This is a genomic window from Sebaldella termitidis ATCC 33386 (assembly GCF_000024405.1).
In the GTDB taxonomy this organism is placed as follows: Bacteria; Fusobacteriota; Fusobacteriia; order Fusobacteriales; family Leptotrichiaceae; genus Sebaldella; species Sebaldella termitidis.
Genome location: NC_013517.1, coordinates 3,179,938 through 3,191,776, shown reverse-complemented (window position 1 = coordinate 3,191,776; position 11,839 = coordinate 3,179,938). Strand labels below are relative to the sequence as shown.

The window sequence follows — 11,839 nt, the reverse complement described above, 5'->3', positions numbered from 1 at the left end:
GGGGTTTTATAAAGGTAAAATATATTTCAGAATGAGGTATTTAACTATGGAAAATATTGAAAAACTGGTTGAAATGAAAAATATTACAAAAAAGTTTTCAGGTGTTACAGCTTTGGATAATATTTCCTTTGATGTAAGAAAAGGCGAGGTTCATGTACTTTTAGGGGAAAACGGAGCCGGAAAATCAACACTTATGAAAATTTTGAGCGGAGCATATCAGCCGACATCAGGAAGTATCAATTTAAAAGGAAAGGATTATAACCAGCTGACACCAAAGGATTCATATGAAAACGGAATAAGCATTATCTATCAGGAATTAAGTGTAATCAATGAATTATCGGTGCAGGAAAATCTGTTTGTAGGAAAACTTCCTACAAGAAAGGTTTTAGGTGTAAATCTTGTAGATTATAAGAAAATGAAGGAAGTAGCAGAAGTACTGACAAAGAAAGTGGGACTTCACAGAGATTTGAATATATTTGTGGAAGAATTAAGCATTTGTGAAAAGCAGCAGCTGGAAATTGCAAAATCACTTGTATCAGATGCAGATATAATTATTATGGATGAGCCTACTACTTCATTAACACAGGAAGAAACAGACCAGCTGTTTGCAATAATAAGACAGCTGAAATCAGAGGGTAAAGGAATAGTTTATATATCTCATAAACTAAAAGAGCTTAAGGAAATAGGAGACAGGGTTACTGTATTGAAAGACGGAACTTATGTGGGAACAAGAGAGGTAAAAGATGTAGAGGTAAAGGATCTGGTTTCCATGATGGTAGGTAGAGAAATAAAATCAAAATATCCGTCGAATAATCCTGAACTGGACAGAACAAAAACTATTTTTGAGGCTAAAAATATAACGAGATATGACGGGAAAGCAAAAAATGTTTCTTTCAAGCTTCAGCAAGGAGAAATTCTTGGATTTGCCGGACTGATAGGCTCTGGAAGAAGTGAACTGATGAATGCAGTGTTTGGTGCTGATCCTATAAAGGAAGGAAGTATTTCTCTTTTTGGAAAAGAATTAAAACCAAAAAGCGAGTATATTTCAATAAAAAACGGAATAGCATTTGTCACTGAAAACAGACGTGAAACTGGATTTTTTCATAACTTTGACATAAAAGAGAATATATCTATTCTTCCTTTTATAAAAAACTCAAAGCTCGGGGGAACCTGGGGACTGATAAACAGCAAGATGGAAAAGAAGTATGCCGATGATGAAAAAAAGAAATTAAATATAAAGTGTTCTTCAATTAATCAGAATATTACCGAACTGTCAGGGGGAAATCAGCAGAAAGTAATACTCGGTAAATGGATGGCAGCAGAATCATCACTTATTATATTTGATGAACCTACCAAAGGAATAGATGTAGGAAGTAAAAGTGAAATATATACACTAATGAGAAAACTATCCGATGAGGGTAAAGGAGTACTGATGGTATCTTCGGAGCTTCCGGAATTACTTGCGGTATGTGACAAAATAGCTGTTTTCAAAAACGGGGAAATAGCAGAAATTCTAAGTGCAGATGAGGCTACTGAAGAAAAAATTATGTATATTTTAACACACGAAGGAGATATGAAAAATGACTAAAGACTTTAATAATTTATGGCAGAAATACGGAACATTCGGGATATTAATTCTCGTTGCAATAGTATTTGGAATAACTCAACCAGGATTATTTTTCTCGTTTAATAATATAACACAGATAATTTTGCAGAGTTCTGTAAATATACTTATAGCATGTGGAGTGTTCTTCGCAATATTAATAGCAGGAATAGATCTTTCCGTAGGTTCTGTAATAGCACTTACAGGAATGTTTACAGCAAAGCTTTTACTGGCAGGATTTCATCCGATACTGGCAATTTTAATAGGAGGAGTAATTGCCGGTGCAATTTTGGGGGCAATGAACGGATTATTAATAAATGTAACAGGACTTCATCCGTTTATTATAACTCTGGGAACACAGTCTATATTTAGAGGAGTAGCTCTTACTATATCGAAAGCAAATCCTATATTTGGATTTAACGCATCATTTACAAATACTGTAGCAGGAAAAATTCCGTTTTTCGGTATTGATATTCCTGTTCCGGCATTAATAGCAATAGGAGTGGCTTTGATTTTATCGTTTATTACTAATAAGACTAAGCTTGGAAGAAACATTTATGCATTGGGAGGAAACAGCCAGGCAGCATGGTTTTCAGGAATAAATGTAAAATTACATACACTGATAGTTTTTATTATCTCGGGTGTCTGTGCAGGAATTGCCGGAGTAGTTTCTACAGCAAGGGTAGGATCGGCAGAACCGCAGGCCGGAGCCGGTTTTGAAACATTTGCAATTGCTGCGGCAATAATAGGAGGAACAAGTTTTTTTGGAGGAAAAGGGAAAATATTCGGAGTAGTAATGGGTGGACTTATAATAGGTGTAATCAGCAACGGACTGAACCTTAATAATGTACCGCCGTATTATCAGCAGATAGTAATGGGTGGTTTAATAATATTAGCAGTAACAGTAGACAGATTATTCGCAACGAAAAAGAAGGGAGCTTAATATGAAAAAAATGATGTTTTCACCGTCACTTATGTGTATGGATTTGCTTAGTATGAAAGAACAGGTAGAAATTTTAAACGAGAGGGCTGATTTTTACCATGTGGATATCATGGACGGGCATTTTGTAAAAAATATAACATTATCACCATTTTTTGTATCAAATTTAAAAAGAATATCAAAACTTCCGATAGATGTACATTTGATGACTGAATATCCGGATGACTATATTGAGGAACTGGCAAAATCAGGAGCAGATTATATCTGTCCTCATGCAGAAACAATAAATAAAGATGCATTCAGAATCATTAACAAGATCAAAGGTTTCGGGTGTAAGGCCGGGATAGTGCTTAATCCTGCCACTCCTATAGAATGGATAAAATACTATATTCATCTGCTGGATAAAATCACTGTTATGACAGTGGATCCCGGATTTGCAGGACAGCCTTTTATACCGGAAATGCTGGATAAAATAAAAGAATTAAAAGAGCTGAAAGAGAAAAATGGATATAACTATCTGATAGAGGTAGACGGTTCATGTAATGAAAGAACATTTGATATTCTCACAGAAGCAGGTGCAGAGGTACTTATCGTGGGAAGCTCCGGTTTATTTAACTTAGACAGTGATCTGCCTAAAGCATGGGATAAAATGATGGAAATATACGAGGCAAAAACTGCAAAATAATAGGAGAGATAATAATGCAAAAAAAGTATATTTTGGGAATTGATATAGGCGGTACGAATTTTAGAACAGGTTTGGTAACCGAATCATACACGGTGGAGGATTTCAGAATAAAGCCAAGTTTAGTTTTGCAGAACGGGGATTTTATAGAAAATCTGTCCGGTGAGATAAAGGACTATATCAATGAATATGGTAGCGAGATAGAAGGTGTGGGAATAGGCTTTCCTTCATGTGTAAGTAAAGATAAAAAATTCGTTTATTCTACTCCGAATATGAAAAATCTGGATAATGTAAATGTAACAGACAGATTGTCAGAAATTCTGAATATACCTGTTTTTATAAATAAAGATGTAAACTTTCTGATGCTTGATGATATAAAAAAGCACAATATGGAAAAGGACAAAGTAGTATTGGGTTTTTATATAGGAACAGGATTCGGTAATGCGGTGTATATTAACGGAAGTATTCTTGAAGGTAAAAACGGTGTTGCCGGAGAGCTGGGACATATACCTGTTATGAACAGCGAGGAAGAATGTCCGTGCGGCAATACAGGATGTATAGAAATTTATGCTTCAGGAAAGAATCTTCAGAACATATTAAAAGAAAATTTTCCTGAAGATAAGATAGATGATATTTTCGTAAAGCACGGAGATAATGAAATAATAAAAAAATATATAGATACTCTTGCTTTGCCTATTGCAACAGAGATAAACATATTTGATCCAGATCATATCATAATAGCAGGCGGAGTTCCTATGATGAAAGGTTTTCCAAGAGATTATCTGGATAAATGCATATATAAATATGCAAGAAAGCCTTACCCGGCAGAAAATCTGAATATTATTTATTCAGAGCATGACCAGAAAAGCGGGGTTCTTGGAGCAGCTTACTATATTAGAAATATAATAAGCTAAAAAATATCGGTTTTAAAATTTTTTAAAATAAATAATATTATTAGGAGGGAAACAAAACATGAAAAATATCATGAAAATTTTTCTATTGTTAACAATGTTTTTATTAGTTTCTTGTGGTGGAGCTAAAGAAGAGGCAAAAACTGAAGATGGAAACGAACCTGCAAAAACTGAACAAAAAGCTGAAGGACAAGCTGAAATTGCAATAGTTCTAAAAACTTTATCAAATCCGTTCTGGGTGGAAATGAAGGAAGGAATAGAGAAAGAAGCAGCAGCTCAGGGAATAAAAGTGGATATCATCGCAGCAAGTTCCGAGGAAGATGTACAGGAGCAGTTAAGACTAATAGAAAACTTATTATCAAAAGGATATAAGGCAATTGGTATAGCTCCTCTGTCACCGGTTAACACAATTCCGGCAATAGTGGAAGCTAACAAAAAAGGAATTTATGTAGTAAATATCGATGAAAAAGTTGATATGGAACAGCTGAAAAAATCTGGCGGAAGCGTACTGGCTTTCGTAACAACTGATAACGTAAAAGTTGGTGCAAAAGGTGCAGAATACATTATCGGGAAATTGCCTGAAGGTGGAGAAGTAGCAATAATAGAAGGTAAATCAGGAAATGCATCGGGAGAATTCAGAAGACAAGGTGCAACAGAAGCATTTAAAGCTGATTCTAAATTCAAATTAGTAGCAAGCCAGCCTGCTGACTGGGACAGATCAAAAGCATTAGACGTAGCTGCAAACTTAATTCAAAAATATCCTAACTTAAAAGCAATCTACGCATGTAATGATACTATGGCTCTTGGAGCTGTACAGGCAGTAGCAAATGCAGGGAAAACAGGTCAGATCCTAGTAGTAGGAACAGACGGAGCTCCTGAAGCAAGAACTTCTATAGATGAAGGAAAACTAAACGCAACAGTAGCACAAGATCCTGCAATGATAGGTGCAACAAGCTTAAAAATATTAATAGAAGCAATAAAGGATAAACCACAGATTTCTCCAGACATTGAAGCTAAAGAAGTGCCTGTAGAATCGAATCTGATTTCTAAATAAAAATTATAATATTATTTTTCTAACAAATCTGCCTGCCGGGATATCAGAAACAGGATCTTGGCAGGCAGAAATATGTATTTTTGGAAAAAAGTAAATAACCCTTATTTGTCAGAGCTTTATAAAAACTAGAAATTATGAAGAAAAATCAGGATACAAAAGGAATTGTAACAGGCAAAGAAAAGATAGAAATAAAATTTTATATTTTTATGCAATGAAAAAACCTTATAAAAGAAAATACCTGAATTCAAATACAAGTTATTATATATAAAAAACAGATATGACTTTACAGCATATCTGTTTTTTTAATGACAATTTTTACAGTATAAAATAATAACTATTATTTTGAGTAGTTTCTTAAATGTAAATAAACTGTATTTTTGGAAATTTTCAAATAATCCGCAACCAGATTGGGCGAATCCTTGATATTAAAAATTCCCTTGTCATAGAGTCTTTTTATGATTTCTTTGTTCTTGTTTATTGAAGAAACAAAAGAATCATTATTTACTTCTGCAACAATATTATCTAATGCACTAAGAACCAATTCGCTCGTGGAATTAGCAAAAATTTCATTATTTTCGTTATGATTCTGCGTATTTTGATCTTTGCCTGGGAAAAAACTTTTGATAAACTCGCCGAATGAAGTGTCTAAATTCAGATTCATACATAGTAATCCGATAATTCTGCCGTTTTCTCCGTAGATGGCTGTGGTATTAGATTTTAGCGAGTTACCTGTCTTAGATCTGGTATAGTATGTTTTACAAATCTTGTCATCAGAATTTTTGATTTCAGAAAGCATTTTCAGAGCTATATCTGTGATAGGAGCTCCGATTTTTCTTCCTGTATGGTGTCCGTTTGCTATTTTTACAACAGAACGGTTGTAATCTTCCAGACTGTGGAGAACCACTTCGGAAGAAGGCCCTAAATAATTTGCCAGCCCGTCCACCATGGTCTTATAAGACTCTAATATTTGTTTATCTATATCTGATAAAACCATTCCTAACCTCCTGTAAGTGTACTTGTATAGATTGTATAATTGAAACTGAAAAATGTCAAATAAAATTAAAATAATAGTTCTAAAAATATTTTTAAAATACTAAAAAAAAATATTTTTTACTATATAATGCATTATTTATAAGATTATTTTAAAATAGAAAATTATTTTTTTGTTTTGCTATTGACAAATCAAAAAATAGAGGTAAAATATATTGATTTTATATTTTAAAATGATTTTAAAATATATTTTTCATAAAGATTATAGTCGGATATATTTAATTATGAAAATAATTTTCTTTAAATCTGAAAAAATTTTTATTCAGTAAACTAAGCAGCGGAAATGGAAAAGTAAACAAATAAAAAAAATTATAGAGGTGATAAAATGAAAAAGATGTTTTTTATGTTAACTTTAGTAATGTTATTTTTAGTTTCATGCGGAAAGGACAGCGGTGAAAGCAGTGCAGGAAGCGGCGAGGCAGGTAAGGAAAATAAGAAAAAGATAAAAATAGGAATGTCTATTGATGATTTGAGACTGGAGAGATGGCAGAAAGACAGGGATATTTTTAAAAAAGCTGCAGAAGAGCTTGGAGCAGAAGTGATTGTGGTTTCAGCAAACGGAGATTCTCAGAAACAGCTTACAGATGCAGAAAATTTATTATCGCAGGGTATAGATGTACTGGTTATTATACCTAATAACGGTGAAGTAATGGCGCCGGTAGTAGATGAAGCACATAAGGCGGGAGTAAAAGTACTGGCTTATGACAGATTAATTACAAATTCAGATGTAGATTTTTACATATCATTTGATAATGTAAAGGTCGGAGAGCTTCAGGCGCAGGCTATAGTAGAAAAAATGCCTAAAGGGAACTACTTTTTAATGGGCGGATCACCTACAGACAATAATGCAAGACTTTTCAGAGAAGGACAGATGAAAGTATTACAGCCTCTTATAGATAAAGGAGATATAAAGGTAATAGGAGATCAGTGGGTAAAAGACTGGCTTCCTGAAGAAGCACTGAAAATTATGGAAAATGCACTTACAGCTAATAATAATCAAATAGACGCGGTAATAGCTTCTAATGACAGTACTGCCGGAGGAGCAATACAGGCTCTGAATGCTCAGGGGCTTGCAGGAAAAGTACCTATATCAGGACAGGATGCAGACCTTGCCGGGGTAAAAAGAATAGTAGAAGGAACACAGACAATGACAGTATATAAGCCAATAAAAACTCTTGCGGAAAAAGCTGCACAAATAGCGGTAGATCTTGGAAGAGGCGAAGAAATAGAATCAAACGGCGTAACTAATAACGGTAAAATTGATGTAAAATCTTACCTGTTATCTCCAATAGCGGTAACTCAGGAAAATTTAAAAGAAACTATAATAAAGGACGGATTCCAGACAGAAAGCGACGTTTATGGAAAATAAATTCTGACGAGGTTAAAAAATGGAGAATAGAGAAATTTTGGATATGAGGAATATCACAAAAGATTTTTCAGGAGTAAAAGCACTTGATAATATTACAATAAAAGTAAAAAAAGGAGATGTTCATGCCCTGTGCGGTGAAAACGGCGCGGGGAAATCCACTCTTATGAAGGTTTTGAGCGGGATATACCCACACGGTACATACAGCGGGGATATTTATTATGACGGAAATATACTAAAAAACAGAGGAATAAAGGATTCTGAAAATAAGGGCATTTCCATAATCCATCAGGAACTGAATCTCGTAGATGAGCTTTCTATTATGGAAAATATATTTCTGGGAAATTTTATACTAAAAAACGGTATGGTGGACTTTTATAAAATGTATCAAAAAACCAGCGAAGTGCTGAAAGAGCTGAAAATGGATATTTCGCCTGATACACTGGTAAGAGAACTGGGGATAGGCCATAAACAGCTGGTAGAGATAGCAAAGGCACTTTCTAAGAATTCAAAGCTGATAATTTTTGACGAGCCTACAGCATCTTTAACAGAAAAGGAAACCGATGTTCTTTTGAATATTATCGGAGATTTAAGAGAAAAAGGGGTTACATCAATATATATAAGCCATAAACTGGATGAAGTCATGAAAATATCAGATGAAGTAACTGTTATCAGAGACGGACAATTCATAGAATGCAGAAAAACTTCCGGCTACAGCAAGAACGAAATAGTAAAAGCCATGGTAGGAAGAGAGCTTGGAAGTTTTTATCCTGAAAAAAATAATAAGATAGGAGAAGTAATTTTTGAAGTAAAAAACTACAATGTATTTGACAACATAGGAAAACAAAGAGTAAAAAATGCAAATTTTACCTTGAAAAAAGGGGAAATATTAGGGATTTCCGGACTGATAGGATCAGGGAGAACAGAACTTATCTCAAGTATTTTTGGAACATATGAAGGAAGCAAAACAGGAGAGTGTATTTTTAACGGTAAAAAGATAAATATAAAATCAGCAAAGGAAGCTTTGAAGACCGGTATCTCAATGGTTCCGGAAGACAGAAAACAGGACGGTATAATAGCTGATATGTCAGTGGAAAAAAATATGACTCTTTCAAATCTGGACAGCTACACCAAAGCAGCAGATTATGTAGATACATACAGGGAAAAAACTGATGTGAGAAGATATATAGACCTTCTGAAAATAAAAACAACAAGCGAAGATCTTGCAATAAAAAATTTGAGCGGAGGAAATCAGCAGAAAGTAGTACTTGCAAAAAATCTTCTTGTAAACCCTAAGATAATAATTCTTGATGAACCCACAAGAGGAGTGGATGTCGGGGCAAAATACGAAATATATAAAAATATAGTAGAGCTTGCCGAACGGGGAATATCCGTGATAATGGTTTCATCAGAGCTGCCTGAGGTTTTGGGCATAAGTGACAGAATTATAGTAATGCATGAAGGGGAAATAAAAGGAGAGTTTATAAATAAAGACGTTACGCAGGAAATGATAATGGAAGCGGCTATTGTAGGAGGTAGAAATGAGTCTGGCAACTAATTTAAAAAAAGCTAAAAATTCCAATATGTTTATTTTGTTTTTGGCACTTCTGGTTATATGGGGAGTATTTATAGCAATTACCGGAGGAAACTTTATAAATTTCAGAAATATATCAAATCTGTTAAGACAGATGTCGATAACAGGGATACTTTCCATAGGAATGATATTTGTTATTATTTCCGGGGAAATAGATCTGTCTGTAGGATCACAGATGGCACTGCTCGGAGGAATAGCTGCCATTATGGATGTTACATTAAAGCTGCCGTTTATAGTAACGGTATTGGTTACACTTGTTCTGGGGCTGGTTTTTGGTGTATGGAACGGATACTGGATAGCTAAGAAAAATGTTCCGTCATTTATTGTAACTTTATCGGGAATGCTTGTATTCAGAGGGATTCTTATAGGTATAACAGGCGGTCAGACTATTTCGCCAATAAGCGGTGCATTCAAGATACTGGGGCAGAGCTATATACCGAAAAGTCTGAGCTACATAATAGGAATATTATTTGTTCTTCTTCTTGTTTACAGTAAAATGAGCGACAGAAAAGCAAAAATTGCCAATAAAATAGAGACCGGAGACTTTAAGAATGATCTGATGTGGATAATAGGAAACAGTATATTGATTTTTCTGGGAATAATAATTCTGAACAGCTATGAGGGAATTCCAACACCGGTTTTATTAATGGCAGTTTTGATAATTATATTTTCCTTTGTTTCAAATAAGACAGCTTACGGACGTACAGTTTATGCAATAGGTGGAAATATAAACGCAGCAAAGTATTCAGGAATAGATACTCAGAAAATAAAGATGATAATCTATATAGTAAACGGTTTTCTTGTGGCTACAGCAGGTCTGGTACTTACCTCAAGACTTGGAGCAGGTTCGGTTTCCGCAGGAACCAATGCAGAGCTGGATACCATAGCAGCATGTGTAATCGGGGGTGCAAGTCTTTCAGGAGGAAAAGGAAAGGTAACGGGAGCTATACTCGGAGCTTTGATAATGGCAAGTCTGGATAACGGAATGAGTATGCTGAATGTAGAGCCGTCATGGCAGTATGTGGTAAAAGGTCTGATACTTCTGTTTGCAGTACTGTTTGATGTTCAGTCGCAGAAAAAGAAAAAAGGATAAATAATAATAAAAATTACAATAGAGGAGATGAAAATACATGAAAGAATATTTTCCGGAAATAAAAGAAATAAAGTATGAAGGTCCTGAATCAAAAAATGTTATGGCTTTCAAATATTACAATAAAGATGAGGTAATAGGCGGAAAACCGATGAGAGAACATCTGAAATTTGCAATGAGTTACTGGCATACATTAAAAGCCCAGGGACTGGATATGTTCGGCGGGGACACGATGGACAGAGCATGGAACAGATATGATGACGCATTGGAACAGGCAAAAGCAAGAGCAGATGCAGGTTTTGAATTTATGCAGAAAATAGGGATGGATTATTTCTGCTTTCATGACAGAGATATTATAAATGAAGCAATGACATTAAAAGAAACAAACAGACTTCTTGATGAAATAGTAGATCATCTAGAAGGTCTTATGAAAAAAACAGGAATAAAACTTTTGTGGGGAACAACAAATGCTTTTAGTCATCCCAGATTTCTTCACGGAGGAGCAACTGCACCAAATGCAGACGTATTTGCGTATGCTGCGGCACAGGTAAAAAAGGCAATGGAGATAACAAAAAGATTAGGCGGGGAAAATTATGTTCTCTGGGGCGGAAGAGAGGGCTACGAAACTCTTCTGAATACTAAGTCTGATCTGGAATATGATAACTTTGCCAGATTTCTGCAGATGGTAGTGGATTACAAAGAAAAAATAGGGTTTGAAGGGCAGCTGCTTATAGAACCGAAACCAAAAGAACCTACAAAGCACCAGTATGATTTTGATACTGCTACAGTTCTTGGTTTTTTGAGAAAGTATAATCTTGATAAACATTATAAAATGAATATAGAAGCAAACCACGCCACTCTTGCCGGACATACATTCCAGCATGAACTGAACCTTGCAAGAATAAATAATGTAATGGGTTCCATAGATGCAAATCAGGGAGATATGCTTCTGGGATGGGATACAGATCAGTTTCCTACAAATATATATGATGCTGTTCTGGCAATGTATGAAGTAATAAAAAATAACGGATTGGGTAAAGGTGGACTGAATTTTGACGCAAAAGTAAGAAGAGGCTCATTTGAAGACAAGGATTTATTTTTAGCTTATATTGCGGGTATGGACACATTCGCAAAAGGATTAACAATAGCTTACAGACTTTATGAAGATAAAGTTTTTGAGGATTTTCAGGATAAAAGATATGAAAGTTACAAAACAGGGATAGGAAAAGATATAGTAGAAGGTAAAGTAGGATTTGAAGAACTGGCGGAATATGTAGAAAATCTTGCTGAAATAAAAAATACTTCGGGAAGACAGGAAATGCTGGAAAGTATATTGAATTCATATATATTGGAAGCAAAATAAAAAAGGCCCCAGTCTTTCAGCGGCAACTCTCTCCGCTGCTGATTGATAAGATAAATTAGATTTTTGGTGAATTTCGAATTGTGAGGCAATACCTGTTAAAACGGGATAAACGGGTTATTTCAAATTATTTGGAATAACCTGTTTTTTAAGAAGTGTTTTATATTGATATTTTATGGTACAATATTA

10 protein-coding genes are annotated in these 11,839 nt (G+C 34.7%); 9 read left to right on the top strand and 1 reads right to left on the bottom strand.

Annotated features, from left to right (window positions below; genetic code table 11):
* The first annotated feature begins 31 nt into the window (after positions 1–31).
* From alsA to alsB, 5 genes are read left to right on the top strand one after another with little or no spacing between them, the layout of a single operon-like run.
* A complete protein-coding gene (gene alsA / locus STERM_RS15010) occupies positions 32–1,588 on the top strand; it encodes a D-allose ABC transporter ATP-binding protein AlsA (RefSeq protein ID WP_244407181.1) in 1,557 nt (518 codons plus the stop codon).
* Positions 1,581–2,546: a D-allose ABC transporter permease gene (gene alsC, locus STERM_RS15005; RefSeq protein WP_012862471.1), complete on the top strand. Its 966-nt coding sequence runs from the start codon at positions 1,581–1,583 to the stop codon at positions 2,544–2,546. Before alsA ends, alsC begins: the two co-directional genes overlap by 8 nt.
* Position 2,547: 1 nt before the next feature.
* The gene (gene alsE, locus STERM_RS15000; RefSeq protein ID WP_012862470.1) at positions 2,548–3,228 is read left to right on the top strand and encodes a D-allulose 6-phosphate 3-epimerase; all 681 of its coding nucleotides are present in this window, start codon (positions 2,548–2,550) and stop codon (positions 3,226–3,228) included.
* Positions 3,229–3,242: 14 nt separating this feature from the next.
* Positions 3,243–4,139, top strand: a complete 897-nt coding sequence (gene alsK / locus STERM_RS14995) for an allose kinase (RefSeq protein WP_012862469.1) — start codon at positions 3,243–3,245, stop codon at positions 4,137–4,139.
* 58 nt (positions 4,140–4,197) lie between these two features.
* Positions 4,198–5,190 (top strand): D-allose transporter substrate-binding protein, encoded by a 993-nt coding sequence (alsB, locus tag STERM_RS14990; RefSeq protein ID WP_012862468.1) that lies wholly within the window; start codon positions 4,198–4,200, stop codon positions 5,188–5,190.
* Positions 5,191–5,527: 337 nt separating this feature from the next.
* On the opposite strand, the gene STERM_RS14985 is transcribed toward alsB, so the two are convergent.
* Entirely contained in the window at positions 5,528–6,184 is a 657-nt protein-coding gene (locus STERM_RS14985; RefSeq protein WP_012862467.1) for a helix-turn-helix transcriptional regulator, read from the bottom strand.
* Between the two features lie 381 nt (positions 6,185–6,565).
* On the opposite strand from STERM_RS14985, the gene xylF reads away from it, so the two are divergent.
* From xylF to xylA, 4 genes are read left to right on the top strand one after another with little or no spacing between them, the layout of a single operon-like run.
* Complete coding sequence (gene xylF, locus STERM_RS14980) at positions 6,566–7,609, top strand: D-xylose ABC transporter substrate-binding protein (RefSeq protein ID WP_012862466.1); 1,044 nt, start codon at positions 6,566–6,568, stop codon at positions 7,607–7,609.
* A gap of 19 nt (positions 7,610–7,628) precedes the next feature.
* Positions 7,629–9,164, top strand: a complete 1,536-nt coding sequence (locus STERM_RS14975) for a xylose ABC transporter ATP-binding protein (RefSeq protein WP_012862465.1) — start codon at positions 7,629–7,631, stop codon at positions 9,162–9,164.
* Positions 9,148–10,293, top strand: a complete 1,146-nt coding sequence (locus tag STERM_RS14970; RefSeq protein ID WP_012862464.1) for a sugar ABC transporter permease — start codon at positions 9,148–9,150, stop codon at positions 10,291–10,293. Before STERM_RS14975 ends, STERM_RS14970 begins: the two co-directional genes overlap by 17 nt.
* A gap of 37 nt (positions 10,294–10,330) precedes the next feature.
* Positions 10,331–11,653, top strand: a complete 1,323-nt coding sequence (gene xylA / locus STERM_RS14965; RefSeq protein ID WP_012862463.1) for a xylose isomerase — start codon at positions 10,331–10,333, stop codon at positions 11,651–11,653.
* Positions 11,654–11,839: the final 186 nt, after the last annotated feature.

Bases quoted from the DNA above. Each gene is read 5' to 3' on its own strand.
- alsA (WP_244407181.1), top strand. From the start codon at position 32: ATGAGGTATTTAACTATGGAAAATATTGAAAAACTGGTTGAAATGAAA.
- alsC (WP_012862471.1), top strand. From the start codon at position 1,581: ATGACTAAAGACTTTAATAATTTATGGCAGAAATACGGAACATTCGGG.
- alsE (WP_012862470.1), top strand. From the start codon at position 2,548: ATGAAAAAAATGATGTTTTCACCGTCACTTATGTGTATGGATTTGCTT.
- alsK (WP_012862469.1), top strand. From the start codon at position 3,243: ATGCAAAAAAAGTATATTTTGGGAATTGATATAGGCGGTACGAATTTT.
- alsB (WP_012862468.1), top strand. From the start codon at position 4,198: ATGAAAAATATCATGAAAATTTTTCTATTGTTAACAATGTTTTTATTA.
- STERM_RS14985 (WP_012862467.1), bottom strand. From the start codon at position 6,184: ATGGTTTTATCAGATATAGATAAACAAATATTAGAGTCTTATAAGACC.
- xylF (WP_012862466.1), top strand. From the start codon at position 6,566: ATGAAAAAGATGTTTTTTATGTTAACTTTAGTAATGTTATTTTTAGTT.
- STERM_RS14975 (WP_012862465.1), top strand. From the start codon at position 7,629: ATGGAGAATAGAGAAATTTTGGATATGAGGAATATCACAAAAGATTTT.
- STERM_RS14970 (WP_012862464.1), top strand. From the start codon at position 9,148: ATGAGTCTGGCAACTAATTTAAAAAAAGCTAAAAATTCCAATATGTTT.
- xylA (WP_012862463.1), top strand. From the start codon at position 10,331: ATGAAAGAATATTTTCCGGAAATAAAAGAAATAAAGTATGAAGGTCCT.